General features: G+C 63.2%; 16 protein-coding genes and 1 pseudogene. 10 read left to right on the top strand and 7 right to left on the bottom strand.

Features of this window, described 5'->3' with window-relative positions:
• Positions 1–151 precede the first annotated feature (151 nt).
• Positions 152–1,879 (bottom strand): carbohydrate porin, encoded by a 1,728-nt coding sequence (locus CDI09_RS03825; RefSeq protein WP_110571186.1) that lies wholly within the window; start codon positions 1,877–1,879, stop codon positions 152–154.
• Between CDI09_RS03825 and CDI09_RS17520 the strand changes: the two genes are divergently transcribed.
• The 3 genes from CDI09_RS17520 to CDI09_RS03835 all read left to right on the top strand — a co-directional run bounded on the left by CDI09_RS17520 (position 1,878) and on the right by CDI09_RS03835 (position 3,856).
• Positions 1,878–2,078 (top strand): hypothetical protein, encoded by a 201-nt coding sequence (locus tag CDI09_RS17520; RefSeq protein ID WP_146220800.1) that lies wholly within the window; start codon positions 1,878–1,880, stop codon positions 2,076–2,078. The two genes, CDI09_RS03825 and CDI09_RS17520, sit on opposite strands and share 2 nt — an antisense overlap.
• 300 nt (positions 2,079–2,378) lie before the next feature.
• Positions 2,379–3,545: a sensor histidine kinase gene (locus tag CDI09_RS03830; protein ID WP_078523580.1), complete on the top strand. Its 1,167-nt coding sequence runs from the start codon at positions 2,379–2,381 to the stop codon at positions 3,543–3,545.
• 56 nt (positions 3,546–3,601) lie between these two features.
• Entirely contained in the window at positions 3,602–3,856 is a 255-nt protein-coding gene (locus tag CDI09_RS03835) for a hypothetical protein (protein ID WP_078523581.1), read from the top strand.
• Here CDI09_RS03835 and CDI09_RS03840 read toward each other — a convergent pair.
• A complete protein-coding gene (locus tag CDI09_RS03840) occupies positions 3,841–4,746 on the bottom strand; it encodes a LysR family transcriptional regulator (RefSeq protein ID WP_078523582.1) in 906 nt (301 codons plus the stop codon). The two genes, CDI09_RS03835 and CDI09_RS03840, sit on opposite strands and share 16 nt — an antisense overlap.
• A gap of 118 nt (positions 4,747–4,864) precedes the next feature.
• Here CDI09_RS03840 and CDI09_RS03845 point away from each other — a divergent pair, with 118 nt between their 5' ends.
• From CDI09_RS03845 to CDI09_RS03855, 3 genes are all read left to right on the top strand, one after another.
• On the top strand, positions 4,865–6,577 hold the full coding sequence (locus CDI09_RS03845; RefSeq protein ID WP_078523583.1) for an NAD-dependent malic enzyme: 1,713 nt from the start codon (positions 4,865–4,867) through the stop codon (positions 6,575–6,577).
• 326 nt (positions 6,578–6,903) lie between these two features.
• Entirely contained in the window at positions 6,904–8,982 is a 2,079-nt protein-coding gene (locus CDI09_RS03850; protein ID WP_078523584.1) for an FUSC family protein, read from the top strand.
• 155 nt (positions 8,983–9,137) lie between these two features.
• A complete protein-coding gene (locus tag CDI09_RS03855; protein ID WP_078523585.1) occupies positions 9,138–10,088 on the top strand; it encodes a LysR family transcriptional regulator in 951 nt (316 codons plus the stop codon).
• 4 nt (positions 10,089–10,092) lie between these two features.
• On the opposite strand, the gene CDI09_RS03860 is transcribed toward CDI09_RS03855, so the two are convergent.
• Together CDI09_RS03860 and alr are read right to left on the bottom strand one after the other, a co-directional pair.
• Positions 10,093–11,349 carry a D-amino acid dehydrogenase gene (locus tag CDI09_RS03860; RefSeq protein ID WP_078523586.1) on the bottom strand — a complete coding sequence of 419 codons (1,257 nt, stop codon included), beginning with the start codon at positions 11,347–11,349 and terminating at the stop codon, positions 10,093–10,095.
• Positions 11,349–12,533 (bottom strand): alanine racemase, encoded by a 1,185-nt coding sequence (gene alr, locus CDI09_RS03865; RefSeq protein ID WP_078523587.1) that lies wholly within the window; start codon positions 12,531–12,533, stop codon positions 11,349–11,351. Before alr ends, CDI09_RS03860 begins: the two co-directional genes overlap by 1 nt.
• A 137-nt stretch (positions 12,534–12,670) precedes the next feature.
• Here alr and CDI09_RS03870 point away from each other — a divergent pair, with 137 nt between their 5' ends.
• Positions 12,671–13,114, top strand: a complete 444-nt coding sequence (locus CDI09_RS03870) for an Lrp/AsnC family transcriptional regulator (RefSeq protein ID WP_078523588.1) — start codon at positions 12,671–12,673, stop codon at positions 13,112–13,114.
• Here the strand turns inward: CDI09_RS03870 and CDI09_RS03875 are convergent.
• The 3 genes and pseudogenes from CDI09_RS03875 to CDI09_RS03885 all read right to left on the bottom strand — a co-directional run bounded on the left by CDI09_RS03875 (position 13,111) and on the right by CDI09_RS03885 (position 15,319).
• Positions 13,111–13,784, bottom strand: a pseudogene (locus CDI09_RS03875) (IS3 family transposase). The gene CDI09_RS03870 and the pseudogene CDI09_RS03875 overlap by 4 nt on opposite strands.
• Positions 13,785–13,939: 155 nt before the next feature.
• Positions 13,940–14,386, bottom strand: coding sequence for a hypothetical protein (locus tag CDI09_RS03880; protein ID WP_078523589.1), 447 nt, complete (start codon positions 14,384–14,386; stop codon positions 13,940–13,942).
• A 120-nt stretch (positions 14,387–14,506) separates the two neighbouring features.
• Complete coding sequence (locus tag CDI09_RS03885) at positions 14,507–15,319, bottom strand: MIP/aquaporin family protein (RefSeq protein WP_078523590.1); 813 nt, start codon at positions 15,317–15,319, stop codon at positions 14,507–14,509.
• A gap of 456 nt (positions 15,320–15,775) precedes the next feature.
• Here CDI09_RS03885 and glpD point away from each other — a divergent pair, with 456 nt between their 5' ends.
• From glpD to glpX, 3 genes are all read left to right on the top strand, one after another.
• The gene (glpD, locus tag CDI09_RS03890) at positions 15,776–17,338 is read left to right on the top strand and encodes a glycerol-3-phosphate dehydrogenase (RefSeq protein WP_078523591.1); all 1,563 of its coding nucleotides are present in this window, start codon (positions 15,776–15,778) and stop codon (positions 17,336–17,338) included.
• Between the two features lie 77 nt (positions 17,339–17,415).
• Entirely contained in the window at positions 17,416–18,915 is a 1,500-nt protein-coding gene (glpK, locus tag CDI09_RS03895) for a glycerol kinase GlpK (RefSeq protein ID WP_078523592.1), read from the top strand.
• A 34-nt stretch (positions 18,916–18,949) separates the two neighbouring features.
• Positions 18,950–19,936, top strand: coding sequence for a class II fructose-bisphosphatase (gene glpX / locus CDI09_RS03900; protein ID WP_078523593.1), 987 nt, complete (start codon positions 18,950–18,952; stop codon positions 19,934–19,936).
• The last annotated feature ends 35 nt before the right edge of the window (positions 19,937–19,971 follow it).

Consider the following 19,971-nt stretch of genomic DNA (forward strand, 5'->3'; position numbering starts at 1 on the left):
GTTGCAATATCGATTCTGATAATTAGTCGCAATATGCTCTGCAGGGTTTGTTGCGGCGTGTTACATAATTGCAACAAATTCGCATTCTCATTCATGAAGCATGAAAAACCCCGCGCCATGTCGGGCGCGGGGGCTGGGCAGGAGCATGTTGCTACAGGTTGGCGATGACCTTCAGCCCCACGAGGGCCGCGTTGGGGATATGCTTGGTCTCGCCCGGGCGGATCATGTATTCGAATTCCGGCTGCACCAGAATGCCGGGCATGGCGTCAATGGCGTAATAGGCTTCGATGATGTGGGAGTCCGTCTGCGGCGCACGCACGGAGGCACCGAGCGAATAACCGGCCTCATAACGCAAAATCTGCCCTGCCTCCTTGCGATGGCTGACATGGTACCATGAATACATGATGCCCAGCCGGTCGGTCACGCGCGATGGAATGACGCCCGCGAATGACAGGCCGCCATAGGCTTCATCCGAGATGGATGTGACATGGGGTGTATTGTGGATATAGCCCGCCATCAGGTAGCCACCAGCCATCTGGTTGCGCCCGCCCCGGCGATAGACCATCTGGTCGCCCTCAAACCAGAACATGTCCATCGGCGCCGAGCGCTGGTGGCCCGCCGCCGTGCGCAGGGCGGCGGGCAGGCCGATGCCGATCTCGTCAGGGTAGCGCGTGGTGTCATGCGCGTAGCCCAGCACGTAATGCCCCGGCATGCGGTTGCGGGTCAGGAAGGGCTGCCACGTGAACTCGACGGGCAGCATCAGGCCGGTTGCCTTCTCGCTGCCCCAGGCCCAGCCGCTGGGGTTGTCGCTCAGCGCGTTGACGGAATAGGCGCCGAACTGGATGGCGGTGTCACGCGTGGGGCGCAGGCGCAGGCGGCTGCCCCATGTCGCCTTGGGGTAGACCGAAAAGCCGGGGTCGAGCTTGAGCGCCACGGGGGCCGAGCAGGTGACCATGAACGAGCACAGCAGCGGCGAGGTGGCAAATACATGGGTCAGCGCCATGCGGCCGAAGCTGATGTCGAGATGGTTGTTCAGCAGTTTCTTTTCGGCATAAAAATCAACCAGATGCGCCACCACGTTGCCCGACAGGCCATACACTTCCTGCAGGTTGACGTAATATTCGCCCACCCGGTCATGGCTCACGGCGCGGCCTGCGCGTTCCATTACCAGCGTATGGACCGACCAGCCCCTGATACCGGCCATTTTATCCAGGTCGAAGTTCACCTGCGCGGTCAGTTCATGCACGTAGCTCATGCCGCGCTGCACGCCACCATCAATCACGCCCATGGCCTCACCCTTATAGGTGAAAGCGAAGCTCACGCCATGGTCGAGCAGGCGCTTGCGCAGCGGATTGAGCAGCGGCACCAGGTGGCCACTGCCTGCGGTGGGCACGTAGTACGGGTCTTCCAGGTCGGTGTCATGCTGGGCATCGATCCATGCGGGCAGCAGGCCCGAAGGGCCTTCATGGTGGGTTAGCGCATCGAGTTCGATCTGATGGAAGGCCTTTCTGGCACCGGGGCTGCTGACGGGGGCGACGCTCATGGTGGCAAGGCCCGCAGACGGATAGACCGGCACGCCGCTGGGCGGGATGGGCGTGTTGGGCGGCCTGCGGATGGCCTGTGGCTGGGGGCCAAGCCGCTCGGCATCGAGGCGCATGCTGATCTGTTCCTCCTGCGTCATGCCGATGGAGGGCATGGCCGAGACCGCGCCGGGCGCCATGATGGAGGGCACCGGCTTCATGCTGGGGTCAACCGCCTGGGCATGGGCCTGCTGGGCCGGGGCCAGCGCGGTTGCGCTCACGGCCAGCAGCCAGCCCCAGCCGGAAGAAAACGGCGCGCGCCCGCGCCCGTTGGCGTGTGGGGGGATATGTCTTGTCATGTCTGTCGATTTTCTCGCAGCCCGGTCCATCACGGGATCAGGGCAGGAATGCCGGGAAAAAAGGGAATGCAGGGCCTCAGCCGGGGGGCTGGACCATGAACACGGCAGAAAAAACGACAGGCGCGCTGTTGCGCGGGAGGGACTGGATCATGATTTGAGCACCATTGTTCTTGTTTTTTTTGAAGATTGTTTAAAATAAACCGCCGTTAAGAATAAAAGTTTTCAGGTCCCGTTTTTTTAAGGCGGTGTTGTGGCAACGCTTCCGTGAAAAAACTTCATCCGATCGCCATGTGGTTCGTAGGCGTTTTGTGGGCAGGTTTTTTCAGACAATCTCTAGGGTTGAGACAGGAATGGCCTAAAATTATAAAATTGTCAAACAACTAATAATTATATTAATTTTGCAATGCACAAATTGTAATTTTATTTCGCAAATCATTCTGGTTTCCGCTGTTCTCCCATTCATGGTATCGCGCCTGTAGTGCCGTGGGGCAGGCTCGCGATGGGGGAGACAAGTGTGTCGGCGCTTGTGCTTGTGGTGATGGGTTTCATGGCGGGGGCGTTGCTTGGGGGCGTTGCCGTGCGGCGTTATGGCGCGGTGGGGCATCTGTCGGGCTACCCTGCGCGGCTGCAGGCTGAACCCGTGGGCGCGGATGAGGATACGGTGCAGGTTGATGATCTGCCCGTGTCGCTGCTGGTGCTGGCGCGGGGCGGGCGGCTTTTGCATGCTGGCGCCCGCGCGCAGGTGGAATTTGCCGAGGGTTTAGGCATGTTCGTGCGCCACCCCGCGTTGCAACGTGCCGTGGCCGAACTGCGCCCTGGCGGAGTGACGGAGGTGACCATCGAGGCCGATGTGCCCGTCCGCCGCGTGGTGCAGGCCTTTGTCAGGGCGGGGGTGTGGCACGGTCAGCCTGCCTGCGTGGTGGTGCTGCTTGATGCAACGGCGCGTGACGCGCTCGATCGCGCGCGCAGCGACTTCGTGGCTCATGCCAGCCACGAACTGCGCACGCCGCTCGCCGCCCTGACCGGCTTTATCGAGACCCTGCAGGGCCCGGCGGCCAATGATGCCACGGCGCGGCACAAATTCCTTGCCATCATGGCCCGGCAGGCCAGCCGCATGCAGCGGCTGATCGACCGGCTGCTCTACCTTTCGCGCGTACAGATGCTCGAGCACCAGCGCCCGCAGGGCATGATCGTGGTCGCTGACCTGTTGGCCCGCTTCAGTGATGAGGTGCAGGGCAAGCCCGAGGCCGATCGCGCGGCCCTGGTGCTGCATCCCGCCCCCGCAGGCACGGTGCGTGGCGATGCGGACCAGATCCTGCAGGTGCTGGTCAACCTGAGCGAGAATGCCCTGCGTTATGGCAGGCCGCAGCCGCCTACCGGGCCACGCATCGAAATCGCGGCGCAATGGCAGGAGGGTGGTGGCCTGCTGCTCTCGGTGCGTGACAACGGGCCGGGCATCGCGCCACAGCACCTGCCGCGGCTGACCGAGCGCTTTTACCGTGTCTCGCCCGCGCCGGGGGCGGGGGGTGAGCAGGGCACGGGGCTTGGTCTGGCCATCGTGCGCCATATCGTTGACCGGCATGGCGGGCGGCTCGACATCACCAGCGCGCCGGGGCAGGGCACCTGCTGCACGGTGTGGCTGCCGGGTAGCGCGAACGCTCCGTGATTATCGATCCTGATTGTTTTCATGGGGTCTATTTTTACGCATAAAGGCGTTTATTCATGACAGGCGCCGAGACATATCGCACCCGTTTCATGGAATTCATGCAACGGGCCATCAGGCTGGAAGGCACGGCCAGTATTGCCTCGGTCAGCATCCGGCAGTCTGCCCCCTGTGATTTCATGGTCCTGTATATGCTTTTCATGCCGCCGAACGAGGATGATCTGGAAGTGTTCTCCCTGATCGAGACGGAACTGGTGTCTGACATCTGGCAATGGCAGGTGCTGGCGGCTGATCGGGCCTATGTGCCGAAATAGGCCTGCCGCAACTCCTTGCGCACGAAATCGAGGAACAGCCGCGTGCGTGAAGGCAGGTGCGTGCGCGAGGGGTAGACCGCGCATAGTGTCACGTCCTCCCACTTATAGCCACTAAGGCATTCGATCAGCCTGCCGCATTTCAGGTCATCGGCAATGTCCCACAGTACCTTGAGCGCAATGCCGCGCCCGCTTACCGCCCAGTCATGCACCACTTCGCTGCTTGATGTGGCGAGGCGGGGGCTGACATGCACTTCCTTGCGCGCCTTGCCATCAAAATACACCCATTCATTAAAGATGCGCTGGCGGCGGATCAGGCAGATGCAGTCATGCTTGAGCAGGTCATGCGGGGTGGCGGGCAGGCCCTTGCGCTCACGGTATTCGGGCGAGGCGCACACCACACGGCGGCTGTTGATCAGGCTGGTGGTCATGACCTCCTGGTCAGGCGGCATGCCGGGGCGGATGGCGATGTCGAACCCGTCATCAATCACATCGAGCCCGGCATCGGACAGGGTGAGCTGCACCGTTACCTCGGGGTACTGCTCCACAAAGGCGGCCACCACGCCGGCGAGCATCTTGCGCCCGATCTCCGATGGCACGCCCACGCGCAGCAGCCCGCGCGGAATGCCGGCGCGCGCGGTCAGTTCGGCTTCCGCCTCATCGACTTCCTGCATGATGCGCACGGCGTGCTCGTGCAGGCGCTGCCCCTCGGACGTGAGCGCGAAATGGCGCGAGGTGCGGGTGACCAGCCGCGTGCCCAGCCGCGCCTCCATGGTGCTCAGCCTGCGGCTCATGGCAGCGGGCGAGAGACCCATGGCACGCGCGCACCCCGCAATGCTGCCCGCCGCCGCAAGGATGCAGAAAAATCTCAGGTCACTGATCTCGTCGGGCAACTGACGGCTCCATGATTGCGTTTGGCGTACGGTTGGCGTGCGCGTCCATGCCCTACACGAAGATGTGCAGATACGTATCCTGCGCCTCTTTCAATCGTTATCACAATATCGGGTCATTATGTCGGATACAGCGCGGGCCATGCTTTCCTCTTCCCTCAAAACGGCTTTGTCTGGCAGGGAACTTCTGGATTGCCCTGTGCTGAACAAGGGAAATGCATTCGACAGGCGTGAACGTGACCTGTTCGGTCTGCATGGCCTGCTGCCTGCCAGCGTGGCGACCCTGGCCGAGCAGGCCGACCTCGCCCGCGCCCGGCTGGCCGCGCTGCCAGACAATTTTGCGCGACATATTGCGCTACGCGAAATCCAGGACCGGAACGAAACGCTTTTCTACGCCATTATCGACGAGGCGCTCGAGGCGTGGCTGCCCATCATCTACACCCCGGCCATTGGCCGGGCGTGCCGTGAGTTCAGTCATATCTGGACCCGCCCGCGTGGCCTGTTCCTGAGCTATGCCGAGCACCGGGGCCGCATTGCCGAGATCCTGGCCAGCCCGCAGTTCGATGATGTGCGCGTGATCGTGGCGAGCGATGGCGGCAGCATTCTTGGCATTGGCGACCAGGGGGCCAATGGCATGGGCATCCCCATTGGCAAGCTCTCGCTCTATACCGCGTGCGGTGGCCTCGATCCGGCCCGCGCACTTCCCATCCTGCTTGATGTCGGCACCGATAACGAGACCCTGCTGGCCGACCCCGAATATATCGGCTGGCGGCATGCCCGCGTGCGCGGCGCGGATTATGAGGCCTTCATTGCCGAATTCGTGCAGGCCGTGAACACGCGCTGGCCCAACATCGCCCTGCACTGGGAAGACCTTTCAGGCGCCGACGCGCTGCGCATCCTGCGCCGCTACCGGGGCGAAATGTGCACCTATAATGATGACATCCAGGGCACGGCGGGCGTTACCGCCGGTGCGCTGCTCGCGGCCATAAAGGCCGGGGGAGCACCGCTGGATGCGCAGAAGATCGTCATTTTTGGCGCGGGCGGGGCTGGTTGCGGCATCGCCGACCTGCTTGCGCAGATGATGGTGGCAGGCGGCATGACGGAGCAGGAGGCCGCTCGCCGCTTCTTCATGGTCGATATCAACGGCCTTGTGCGCGAGGGCATGCCGGGTGTTACCGAGGGGCAGCAGCCCTTCGCCCAGCCTGCCGATGTCGCGGCGGGCTGGCGCGTGGATGATGCCGCCCATATTACGCTCGCCGAGGTCATGGCCCATGTGCACCCCACCATGCTGATTGGCACATCAGGGCAGGGCGGGGCGTTCACGCGTGAGATCGTGGCCCCCATGGCGCAGCAGGCGGCGCGGCCTGTTATCTTCGCGCTGTCCAACCCCACCGCCAATATCGAGGCTACGCCTGCCGACCTGCTGGCGTGGACGCAGGGGCGCGCCATCATAGGCACGGGCGGTCCGTTCGCGCCGGTGGAGTATGCCGGCCGCCTGCGCCCGGTTGACCAGATCAACAATTCCTATGTCTTTCCCGGCGTGGGGCTGGCCGTGGTGGCCGGTGGCATCACGCGCATGACCGATGGCATGTTCCTCGCCGCAGCCCATGCGCTGGCCGAACTCTCGCCCGCGGCCGGGGCGGCCGACCCCACAACGGCGCCGCTGCTGCCCCCCGTGTCGGAACTGCGGCTTGTCGCCACCGCCGTGGCCCGCGCCGTTATTGCGCAGGGGCAGAAGGAAGGTGTTGCACCCCAGGCTGCGCCCCATGAAGTCGAGACCGCCCTGCGTGACGCGGTGTGGACCGCCCGCTATCGCCCGTACGAGAAAGCCTGAATTCCGGTATTTTCGGGTGGAATTATGCGCAGGCAACGCCTTGATGTCAGATGAGAAAAGGCCTCCTGTACCGCTTTTCTTCAGGAATGCGGCGGTTTGGTGCGGCGTTGCGTCAAACGCATTGGCACAAGGGTTCCGTGCCAGGCTGGCGATTGCGTGGGCAGGTTTCCTATAAAGATCATGCACGCGGTAATGGTGCGGGACGGATACTGTCCATGCGCCCCAACCTGATGGGGCGGCCCGCTCCGGGGCGGTCATGCATGCGCGTCAGGGCGGCCCGCGCGCGGAGGGGCCACGACCGGCGCCGCCAGGGCAGGCTGACCTAGATGGATCTGTCCCGCTTTCTCATGCCCAACCCGGCCGGCCGCCTGCGCTGGCCGCCCGGTGCGGACTGGCTGCACTGGCTGCTGTGTCCCACGCCGCAGGCCGTGGGCTTTGCGCTGCGCAATACGGCGGCCTCGCTTATAGCACTTGCCATTGCGTTGTGGATGGAACTCGACAGCCCGCAATGGGCGGTGGCCACCGTGTGGTCGGTAGCCCAGGTGCGGCGCGGGGAGAGTATGTCCAAGGCGCGGTGGCGCATCGTGGGCACGCTGGTCGGCGCGGTGGCCGCCGTGGTGTTCATCGGGGCGTTTCCGCAGCAGTCATGGCTGTTTTTTCCTGCCGTTGCAACGTGGATCGGGCTGTGCAGCTTCCTGGCCACGTTCTGCCTCAACTTCCGCTCCTATGCGTTCGTGCTGTCGGGCTATACGTGCTCGATCATTGCGGTGGCGGCGGCATCCGAGCCCGATAATGTGTTTTTCATCGCCATGTCGCGCGCCAGCTATATCGTGCTGGGTGTTGTGTGCGAGGCCGCGATGGCGGTGCTGTTCACCTTCAACCTGGCCACGCGCGCGCAGGCCACCATGGTAGGGCAGGTGGAAAACGTGCTGCACCAACTCGGCAGCCTGCTGCGCGAGATCGTGCTGCATGAGCGTGACACGCTGGTCCATGCCGGTGAGTTTTCCGACATGCTGGTATCGGTGCACCAGGGGCTGGAGTTTCCGGCCATCGAGATGGGGCGGCAGGTGCATGCGGGCGATCATGCCCGTGCGGTTCTGGCCGAGGTCTCGATTCTGGTGACCCGCCTTGTCGGCCTGTCTGGCGGGACGGAGCGGGCCATGCTGGCCGATGACGTGGCGCTGGCCGATACACGCGGGCAACTGCTGCATCTGTGCGACCGGCTGGTCACCTGCCGCCTTGAGGCAGGCTTGCTGGACGATCTGTACGAGCAGGTCACGCACCTGCGCGCCCTGTTCGAGCGGCGCGCCACGCGCGGGGCGCATGAGATGGCCCGCGTGACCCATGGCGTACTGGCCGCCACCATGGAGGAACTACAGACAGCGCTTGACCATGCCCATGCCATTTTCAGCCCGCCGCCGCATGACCGCTTCCGCTTTCATCTCGGTGGCCACCGCGATATCCGCCTGGCGCTGTATAACGGGCTGCGGGGGGCTGCGGCCATCATGCTGGCGGCTTTCGTGTATGAATGCACGGCATGGCCGGGCGGCATGGGGTTCATTGCCATCACCACGCTGGTGTGCGGGCTGTTCGCCACGCGTGAGAACCCGGTGGTGGCCACCACGCGCTTCCTGTCAGGGGCGGTGTGGTCTGCCGTGGCGGCGGGGTGCCTCAGCCTGTGGCTTATTCCGTATCTGAGTGATTATGAGGAACTGGCCTTCGTACTGGGCATCTTCCTGTTCGTGGGCGGGCTTGCCAAGTGCAACCGGGGCACGGCGGGGGCGGCAGCGGCCTATGGGCTGCTCATGCCCAACCTGCTCATGACCGGCAACCAGAGCCGGGTGGACGAGAGCGCCTTCCTCAACAACGCGCTGCACACGGTGCTGGCGGTCGGGCTGAGCGTGCTGGTGTTCCGGCTTGTGCTGCCATTCCGCGCGCGGGCCGAGCGGCTGCGTTTTGGCGCGCATATGCGTGGTGAATTGCGGCGGCTGTGCCTTGTGCCGCTGCCGCCTTCGCCCCAGTGGTGGATCGGCACGGGTGTTGACCGGATCGGGCGCATGGTGCGGCACGCGGCGCAGGCGGGCGATCATACGGCGGGTGGCGGCATCCGGCTCATGCTCATGTTCTCATCCGTGGGGCTGAACATCCTGCTGCTGCGCGGGCTCAAGCGCCAGCGGCGCGATGCCGCGACGGACATCATCACCACCCTGCTGCGCGGGCTGGTGCGCTACAGGCCCATCAGCCCGCGCGGGGTGGCCCTGGTGCGGGTGGCGCGCAGGCGACTGGCCCGGCTGGAAAAAGCCGACCCCGGCAATGCCCGGCTGCTTGAGGTGCTGGCCTGCCTTGACGGCATTGCCCGCACGGCCACGGCCTGCCTGAGTGCGATGGAAGCCGGGGTGGAATGACAGCAGGTAAAGTTTTTTGGTGAAGCTTTTTTCAAAAAGGCGATATCCAAAGACTTTTTACTGGTTCCGGTAAGGCTGCGGATTGGTCAAATCCGGTTTTTTAGGATATCGCAACGCATCCGGTCCGGTTTGGCCAAGGGGGAGACGCACGGAGCATGAGAAAACGCTATGATCTCGACCTGCTCCGCAGCCTTCAGGCCCTGATCGAGGAGGAGGGCGTCTCGCACGCGGCGCGCAGGCTGCAGATGAGCGAGGCCGCCATGAGCCGCAGCCTCGCCAAGCTGCGCGTGGTGTTCAATGACCCAATTCTGGTGGCGTCGGGGCGGCGCATGGTGGTCACCACCTTTGCGCTCGGCCTGCGCGAGCGGCTGCGCGCTATTGTCGATGGCGCGGATTCACTGCTTGAAGAACAGGACACTCCCGATATTGCCAGCCTGTCCCCGCATTTCATGCTTCGGGCCAATGACCTGATCGTGGGCGCGTTTGGTGCGGCCATTCTCGCCGCCCTGCGCCATGACTGCCCTGGGTGCACCCTGACCTTCGTGCCCGAGACGGATGATGAACCCAGCAATGACCTGCGCGAAGGCCATATCGACCTGTATCTGGGCGCATCGGATGACATGCGGCCCGAAATACGCCGCCAGAGCATCTTCCCCACCGCATTCCGCGGCCTCGTGCGGGCCGATCACCCCATTCTGGCGGAAGGGATCACGCCGGATTCAATCGCGCGGTATGAACATATCAGCGTATCGCGCCGGGGCAGGCTGCATGGGCCGATCGATACGGTGCTCAAGGAGCAGTTCGGCCTGCGTCGGCAGGTCGTGATGGTGGTGCCCACCTATTACGCCATGGTCGAGACCCTGCGCATGACCGACATGATCCTGCCGCTGCCGGGCATCGCCATTGATTACCTGCCCATCCGCTCCATGCACCTGGCTGAGTTTGAATTTCCCTTCGCCCTGCCTACGGTGCATTCCTTCCAGGCATGGCACCCGCGGCGCGATGGCGACCCGGTGCATCGCTGGCTGCGCAACACGGTGTATCGCGTCGTGCGTGAACGCGGTGAAGGCCTGCCGGAGGGGTTTACGCCCCCGTCAGGCCCGTGAGGGATTACTGCCCGTAGCGCACGATGCCCAGATCCTCATGCGGGATGTCGGGCATGCGGCCGGACATGATGTCAGCCAGGACCTTGCCCGAGCCACAGGCCATGGTCCAGCCCAGCGTGCCGTGACCGGTGTTGAGGAACAGGTTGTCATATTTTGTGCGGCCGATGATGGGGGTGCCATCGGGCGTCATGGGGCGCAGGCCGGTCCAGAATCTGGCGGCGGGGATGTTGCCGCCACCGGGGAACAGGTCGTTCACCGAATGCTCCAGCGTTTCGCGCCGCGGCGCGCGCAGCCTGGTGCTGAAGCCCGCGAGTTCCGCCGTGCCGCCAATGCGGATGCGGTTGCCAAGGCGGGTGATGCCAATCTTGAAGGTTTCGTCCATGATGGTCGAGACGGGCGCGCGCTGTTCGTTCATGATATCGGCGGTGAGCGAGTAGCCCTTGACCGGATAGATCGGCAGGTCGAGACCAAGGCGGCGCACCATGGCGGGTGAGTAGCTGCCGAGCGACACGACATAGGAATCCGCCACCATCCGGCCCCGGCTGGTCTCGATGCCGGTAATGCGCCCGCCGTCGGATGTCATGGTGCGGATGCTTGTATCATAATGGAAGGTGACACCCGCTTCCGCCGCCTTGGCCGCGAGGCGCTGGGTAAACAGGAAGGCATCGCCCGTCTCGTCACCCGGCAGGCGCAGGCCACCCACGAATTTATGCGCCGATGCGGCCAGCCCCGGTTCAGCCTCGACGCAGCCTTCACGCGTGAGCACCTGATAGGGCACGTTATACTGCTCCAGCACGCGGATATCGCCCGCAATGCCGTCAAGCTGCTTTTGCGTGCGGAACACCTGCAGCGTACCCTGCTGGCGGTCATCATAGGTGATGGCGGTGTTGGCGCGCAGGTCCATCATCATGTCGCGGCTGTATTCCGCAATGCGCACCATGCGGCCCTTGTTGCGGTCATAGGCGGCGGCAGTGCAGTTCTCGAGCATCTGCACCAGCCACTTCCACAGATGCGGGTCGGGCATGGGCCAGAACACGAAGGGGCGGTACTTCATCAGCAGCCACTTGATGGACTTGAGCGGCACGCCTGGGCCGGCCCACGGCGCGGAATAGCCCGGCGAGACCTGCCCCGCGTTGGCGAAGCTGGTTTCAAGCCCGGCTTCGGGCTGCCGGTCCACGACCGTGACCTCATGGCCCGCCTGCGCGAGATACCATGCCGATGTCACGCCAACGACACCACTACCCAGTACGATGATTTTCATTACACGGAGGCCTTATTCTGGCAGGGAGAAGCATCGCACGCGACAGGCTGCCGATATGTGCGATGGAAACGTGAACCCAGTGCGGTCAGCACTTCGTAGCCGATGGTGCCTGCATCGTGGGCCACGTCATCCACGCTGCGGCGCGGGCCGATCATGTCCACATGCGTCGCGGCATCAAGCACGCTTTCAGGCACGTCATTGACATCCACCGTGGTGGAATCCATGGAAATACGCCCCAGGATGGGCAGCCTGTAGTCACCAAGCCACGCGCAGCCGCCGCCATTTGCCCCGCTGCGCAGGAAGCCATCGGCATAGCCTATGCCCAGCGTTGCAATCCGCCGCGGGCCGGTGGCGTGCCATGTCAGGCCATAGCCCACGCTATCGCCAGCCCCAATGGCGCGGCGCTGCACGATGCGGGCGCGCAGCCTGACCGTGGGGCGCAGCGGGTTGGGGGCCTGTGCATTGGGGGCAAGGCCGTACAACGCGGCACCAGGGCGCACGAGGTTGAAATGATAGTCCGGCCCGAGGAAGATGCCTGACGAGGCCGAAAGCGCCCACGGGGCGGCGGGCAGCCGGGCCGCCATGGCGCGCAGCCGGTCGCGCTGCATGGCGTTGGCGGGGTTCTCGGGCGTATCAGCGCAGGCGAGGTGGCTCATGACCAGCTTCGTGTCGATGCCATCAAGCAGGCCTGGGGTCTGTGCCAGTGTCGCCACATCCCCCTCCGACAGGCCAAAGCGTGACATGCCGGTATCCACCTGCAGGGCAGCGGGCAGCGCTTTGTGCGCCTGTGCCGCATGGGCGCGCCAGCGTGCCACCTGCTCCATGCTGTTGAGCACGGGCAGCAGGGCGTGATGGGTGAACAGCGCCTCGGTGCCGGGCATGGGGCCATGCAGCACAAAAATCCGCGCAGCCGGCGAGACATGCGGGCGCAGGCGGATGCCTTCTTCCAGATGGGCGACAAAGAAAACCCGCGCCCCGGCCTGTTCCAGCACGGGGGCGACCCGGTCGGCCCCAAGGCCATAGGCATCGGCCTTGACCACGGCGGCGCAGGTGGCGGCGCCCGTGCGGGCATCGAGCAGGCGGTAATTGGCGGCGATGGCGTCCAGGTCGATTTCCAGCGCAGCGCCTGCACCGGCAGGGGCCCAGCCTGAAGCCATGGGCTGGGGGAAGGGCAGGTCAGGCATGGGGCGCTTACTCCATCGGGCAGAACATGACTGATCGTATGCGGATGGTAATAAAATGTCCTGTCGTTTTGTGCACGATAATGCAATAAACGAGCGGCTGTACGCAATTATATACGAAAATAAGCGGAAAATTCACCATGCCCTTCGATCGGCTGACAGATGCCATCCTGCGCCACCTCCGCCATGATGGCCGCATGAGCAATGCGGACCTTGCCCAACGGGTGGGGCTGTCGCCCTCGGCCTGCCTGCGCCGCGTGCGCATGCTGGAAAAAGATGGGGTGATACGCGGCTATCGCGCCCTGGTGGATGAGCGCTCGGTGCATGGCATGACCACCGTCATCGTGCAGATCACGCTGGAGCGGCAGACTGAGGAATGTCTGCGCCGTTTTGAAGCGCGCGTGCGTGAATGCGCCGATGTGCGCGAATGCTACCTGATGACAGGCAATGCCGATTACCTCGTGCGCGTCGAGGCGCGTGACGCGGCGGACTATGAGCGCATCCATAAGGAGGAACTTTCGCGCATGCCCGGCGTGGCCCGCATACAGAGCAATTTCGCCATTCGCACCGTGGTGCAGCGCTAGATGTTTGGTCCCGGGATTTGATGGGTTGGATTGACGATGAATCTTTCTGGCTCTGAAGTCCAGATCCTGCAGATGTATTCATAGGGCGTGAGGCCTTTGAGTGTCTTGAGCCTTCGCCCGAAATTATACGCGGCCATAAAGTCATTGAGGTGCGTCCTCAACTTCTCATGGCTGTCATAATGGAACCGTTTGACAGGGGCTTCCTTGATTGTGCGGTCTATGGCGACGAAAAGGTAAAGCTTTCCTTCGGCAGTCTGAACTTCGGCAATATCGATATGGAAAAAACCAGTCGGATAGCGCTTGAAGGGCTGCCGTTTCGGCTTGTCTCCTGCGATATCAGGCAGGCGTGAAATCCCGTGACGCTGAAGACAGCGATGCAGCGCTGAGCGTGTCAGATGCGGAATGGTGGCCTGCAACGCATAAAGGCAATCGTCCAACGGCAGTAAGGTATGCCGACGAAAGGCCACGATCATCGCTTCATCCGTCTCGGACAGGACCGTTGATCGGGGCTCTTCTGGTCTTCGACAGTCTGACGCTTCCACCATTTTGCAACTGTTTTCGGGTTGATCCCGAACGCCTTGCTCAGCGCCGCGAGCGAAGCCTCCGATCGCTATATTGCTGCTCGCACGGCGTGCGTGGTCGTGGCGCTGCCATGACGTATCTGTCCCATCATGCTTCCTTCCACTTACGTGAAAATATCACACCATCAAATCCCGGGACTAAACACCTAGGAAATATGAAATTCCTTGTGAAATTAAGAAAGGAACCGCACGGCAACGGTAAAATGTGTTACAGAACGTAAGGAGACCTTCGTAGGGCGCAGGCTCAGGGCCAGAGCATCCGTCCGGTGGGCAGTACGCGGGCAATGACCAGTTCTGGTGCGTTTTCATGGGTCAGGACAGCCGTTCTGCCACATGCACGGGCGAGGGTGGTCATGAAGTGCCGCAGGTCCTGCAGGTCGTGGCCTGACCGCACGTTGCGCGGATCAAGATCGAATTCGATCTGTCCGGGGCTGAAGAAGTGGCAGGCAGGGGCTACCTTGCCCTGATGGCATGCAAGGGTCGCGGCGTGGCTTTTGGCGGCGACGAACATGTCATTGACGGTTGCGGGCAGGGGGGTGGGTGTGCCATCAAGCCGGTAGTCCAGCAGTGCGGGTTCGTGACGCAGGCGGGTCAGCACATGTTGCCAGTCAGCCATGGTGGTGGGAGCGATGTAAATATCGCGCAGTGTCCCATCCCATCTGAAATGATGCTCTTGCGCTGCCCAGTTCATGATTCCGCCTGAAAGAATGTCGCAGGCTTTTGCAGAAAAAGCCCCGTGGCGCCGCCTCTATCACATAAAGGCGGCACCCGAACATCTTACCAGATCATGGCCGGAATGTTGAACAGGCGGTTACGGCGCGGGCGGGATGGATGGCGTGGCGCCGCGCGGAATGAACGGGCGGATGAGGAACTGGTAGCACCCGGCTCCCACCACCCCGCCAACCAGCGGCCCGGCAATGGGCACCCACCAGAAATGGTCCGGCCCCGGCAGGGCGGAGTCTCCCCAGCCCGCGATAAAACAGAACAGCCTTGGCCCGAAGTCGCGCGCGGGGTTGATGGCCCAGGCCTCGAGGTAGCCCGAACACGCCCCGATGCTGGCAACAAGCAGCCCGATGATGAGCGCGCCCGAATTGGCCTGAGGCGCAACCGTGTTGTATTCACACGTTATGGCGAAGATGCCAAAGACCAGCAGCCCGGTCAGGATGATTTCATCAACAAAGGCATGCAGCGGCGTAATAGCCTCGCCCGGATGGGTGAAGAACACCCCCGCTGCCCCGCCAGTAGCGCGGGTGAGGCCATGCGCCTGGTTGTAATGGTCGATCACGGGCTGGTACAGCGTATAGACCAGTGTTGCCCCGATCACGCCGCCAAGCACCTGCGCTGCCCAGTAGCCGGGCACCTTGCGCCACGAAAAGCCCCGATAGAGCGCCAGTGCCAGTGATACGGCCGGGTTGGCGTGCGTGCCCGACACGCTGCCGGTGATGTAGATGGCGATTGTAACGCCAAGCCCCCACACAATGGCCACCCCCCAGTAGGCCTGCTTGTAAGGGCTGGGGTCATACAGCCCGTACATTGCGGCCACTGAATCACCGATCAGCACGATGATCATGACCGCGATGCATTCCGATATAAGTTCACCCAGGAATTGTCTGTTTTTCAGCATTTTAACCCACTTTATTCTTTTATTATCATTCGATGGGAAATGGCTGGTGGCCTTATGGCCTGTTTGCAGCCCTGCAATGTTCTTAAACGAACATACCCTGTCAGGGAAGGGGCATGTGCGATCCGTCGGGGAAGAGTGTCTCCTTTTTCCATATATTTCATTATATGTCATGAAATTTCTCCAACATTCCGGATTCGGGGGCAGGTGATGTTGTGGGGGGCGATGGAAGGTGAGGGGTGGCATTGCGGAACAAGATGCGCGATTTCGCACATGCACAAAAATCGCTTTGGCATATAAATTACTCGGAATGGCGAATTTGTGGCTAATACCGGGCGTTATGATGCATTGAGAAAGAAGGAATTATTGCAGCGCACGGCCTGAAAAAATGTGCGCCCGCCCTCTTGAACCGATCAGAATGTTCGGTTACGAACATATGTATCAGGAGGAACATCTACTATGGCGTCCATGGACGAAACATTCCGCACCCCCCCGGCACCGGGTGGCCTGCTCGACCTGCTGGTCGTGGGCGGGGGGGTGAACGGCACGGGCATCGCGCGCGATGCCGCCGGGCGCGGCGCATCGGTCCTGCTTGTCGAGCAGGATGATCTGGCCAGCCACACCTCATCGGCCAGCACCAAGCTCATCCATGGCGGCCTGCGCTATCTGGAATATTATGAATTCCGCCTCGTGCGCGAGGCGCTGATCGAGCGCGAGAAGCTGCTGCGCATAGCGCCCCACATCATCTGGCCCATGCGCTTCGTGCTGCCCTACACGCCGCAGGCGCGCCCGGCATGGATGCTGCGCCTTGGCCTGTTTTTGTACGACCATCTGGCGCCGAACATGACGCTGCCCAAGTGCAAGTCGCTCGATTTCCGCACGTCATCGGCAGGTCAGCCGCTCAACGGCAAGCTCGCCCGTGGCTTCGCCTATTCCGATGGCTGGGTGCAGGACAGCCGCCTGGTCGTGCTCAACGCAATGGACGCCAAGGCGCGCGGCGCCGATATCCGCACCCGCACCCGCATGGTTGCCGCCCGGCGCGTGGGTGGCGTGTGGGAAGCCGATATCGAGAACATGCTCGATGGCACCACCACCACCGTGCGCGCCCGCGTGCTGGTCAATGCCGGCGGGCCGTGGGTGAGCGAGGTGCTGCGTGAGCGCGCGCAGGTGGCGTCCACCAAGAACGTGCGCCTCGTCAAGGGCAGCCATATCGTGGTGCCGCGCCTGTTTGACGGGCCGCAGGCTTATATCCTGCAGAACCCGGACAAGCGCATCGTTTTCGCCATCCCCTACGAGCAGAAATTCACCCTGATCGGCACGACCGACGTGCCGTGGACACAGGCCCCCGGGCAGGTCGAGATCTCGCCCGAGGAAATCAGCTACCTGTGCGAGAGCGTGAGCCGCTACTTCACCAGACCCGTCACCCCGGCGGATGTGGTGTGGAGCTATGCCGGCGTGCGCCCGCTTTATGATGACGCGGCCAAGAACGCCTCCGCCGTGACACGCGATTACGTGCTCGATGTGGATACGCAGGGCAATCAGGCGCCCATGCTGTCCATCTTCGGCGGCAAGATCACCACCTACCGCCGCCTTGCCGAGCATGCGATCGAGAAACTCCAGCCCTTCCTGCCCGTGCTGTCGGCACCGGGCTGGACGGCGGACAGGGTGCTGCCCGGTGGCGATCTGGGCGAGGGCGGGTTTGAGGGCGCGCTGGCCCGCCTGCGCGCGCAGGCCCCGTTCCTTGGTAATGACCTGAGCTGGCGGCTCGTGCGCAATTACGGCTCGCGGGCGGCCGAGATTGTAGGCGATGCCCATAGCATGGAGGATATGGGTGAACTGTTTGGCGCGGGCCTGAGCGTGCGTGAGGTGGAATATCTGATCGCAAACGAATGGGCGCAGACCACGCAGGACATCCTGTGGCGCCGCTCCCGTCTTGGGCTGCATGTGAGCGATGAGGACACGGCCCGCCTCGAGGCCTACCTCAAGGCCCGCAAGCCGGGCACTGCGCCCACTTCCGCGTAAATAAAAACAATCAGGCCGCAGGTGTATCACGCCTGCGGCCCAAACCTGCATCCGCCCTGCTGGGGCAGGAGAAGATAATGAACAAGAAGAACAGAATTCTCGCCATCGACCAGGGAACAACCTCGACCCGCAGCATCGTGTTCGACCGCGATATCACGGCCATTTCGGTCTCGCGCATCGAGTTCGCCCAGCATTATCCCAGCCAGGGCTGGGTCGAGCATGACCCGGAGGAAATCTGGTCCAACGTCCTCTCCACCGCGAGGGAGGCCATTGAAAAGGCAGGCGGCCCCGGCGAGATCGCGGGTATCGGCATCACCAACCAGCGCGAAACCATCGTGGTGTGGGACCGCAGCACCGGCAGGCCCATCCACCGCGCCATTGTCTGGCAGGACCGGCGCACCACCGCTGTCTGCGCGCGCATGCATGAGGAGGGGTTCGAGCCCTTCGTGCGCGAGCGCACCGGCCTGCTGCTCGACCCCTATTTCTCGGCCACCAAGATTGCGTGGATTCTCGATCATGTGGAAGGCGCCCGCGCCCGCGCCGAGAAGGGCGAGCTCGCCTGCGGCACCATTGACAGCTTTCTTCTGTGGCGGCTGACCGGTGGCCGCGTGCATGCCACCGACACCACCAACGCCTCGCGCACGCTGCTGTTCAACATCCACACCTGCGCGTGGGATGACGAGCTGCTGGCCCTGTTCAAGGTGCCGCGCGCCATTCTGCCTGAAGTGAAGACCAACAGCGAAGTGTTTGGCGAGACGGCGCCGGAACTGTTTGGCGAGCCGCTCAGGGTCGCGGGCATGGCGGGCGACCAGAACGCCGCCATGGTCGGGCAGGCCTGCTTCCGCCCCGGCACCGCCAAGGCCACCTACGGCACGGGCTGTTTCGCGCTGCTCAACACGGGCACCACGCCCGTCATGTCCGAAAACCGGATGCTCACCACAATTGCCTATCGCATTGGTGATGAGACGACCTATGCCCTCGAAGGCTCGATCTTCGTGGCGGGCGCGGCCATCCGCTGGCTGCGTGACGGGCTGAACCTCATCACCCATGCCTCCCAGACCGATGACATGGCCACCCGCGTGCCGCATAGTCACGGCGTATATATGGTGCCTGGCTTCGTGGGCCTTGGCGCGCCGCACTGGGACCCCGATGCCCGTGGCCTGATCTGTGGCCTCACGCTCGATGCCACGGCGGCGCACATCGCGCGCGCGGCCCTGGAATCGGTGGCCTACCAGACCATGGACCTGATGGACGCCATGCATGAGGATGGCGGCGGCAAGCTCAACGCACTGCGTGTTGATGGCGGCATGTCGGTCAATGACTGGTTCTGCCAGTTCCTGGCCGATATGCTCCAGACCCCGGTGGAGCGGCCCCGGCAGGTCGAGACCACGGCACTTGGGGCCGCCTTCCTGGCAGGGCTGGCGACAGGCGTGTGGGAAAGCATTGCCGAGCTCGAAGGCACCTGGACACGCGGACATCTGTTCCGCCCGACGATGGACAAGGCGCAGCGCGATACTATGGTAGCCGGATGGCATGTGGCAGTCCGCCGCACGCTCAGTTCCACCGTTGCAGCGTAATCAAGACCACAGACGAACAGGAAAAGAGTGTTTCATGACCACCACACGGCATAATCCCTATCAGGTTACCGATCGCAATCTTGCCCTTGAACTCGTACGTGTTACCGAGGCGGCCGCGGTCGCCGCATCGGCCTGGACCGGTCGTGGCCTCAAGAACGAAGCCGATGGCGCGGCGGTGGAAGCCATGCGGCGCGCGTTCGATACGGTCGCCATCGATGGCACCGTGGTGATCGGCGAAGGCGAGATGGACGAAGCGCCGATGCTGTTCATTGGCGAGAAGGTAGGCTCCGGCGGCCCGGGCATGGATATTGCCGTAGACCCGCTGGAAGGCACCAACCTGTGCGCCAAGAACCTGCCCAACGCCCTGACGGTGGTGGCGCTGGCCGAGAGTGGCAACTTCCTGCACGCACCCGACATCTACATGGACAAGATCGTCGTCGGCCCCTACCTGCCCGAAGGCGTGGTGGATCTCGACAGCACCATCGAGGCCAACCTCAAGTCACTCGCGCAGGCCAAGAAATGCGCGGTGTCCGACCTCATGCTCTGCACGCTCGACCGTGAGCGCCATGAGGAACTGATCGCCCGCGCGCGTGCCGCAGGTGCGCGCGTGACCCTGCTGAGCGATGGCGATGTGGCCGCCGCCATCGCCGCCTGCCTCGATGATAGCGAGATCGACATCTATGTCGGCTCCGGTGGCGCGCCCGAAGGCGTGCTGGCTGCCGCAGCCGTGCGCTGCGTGCATGGGCAGATGCAGGGCCGCCTGATGTTTGAAGATGACGACCAGGTGGCGCGCGCGCGCAAGATGAACCCCGGCGCCGACCCCTCGCGCAAGCTGGCGCTTGAGGACATGGCGCGGGGTGACGTGCTGTTCTCCGCAACCGGGGTAACGGGCGGGGCGTTGCTGCATGGCATTCGCCGCAGTGGCCTGCGCACGGTCACGCATTCGCTGGTCATGCGCTCCAAATCCGGTACCATCCGGTTTGTGGAAGGCCACCACGATTATCAGACCAAGACCTGGTGAGCAGTATTTCATCGATTGCATAACAACAAGAACAG

This window comes from Komagataeibacter nataicola (assembly GCF_003207795.1).
GTDB classification, from domain to species: domain Bacteria; phylum Pseudomonadota; class Alphaproteobacteria; order Acetobacterales; family Acetobacteraceae; genus Komagataeibacter; species Komagataeibacter nataicola.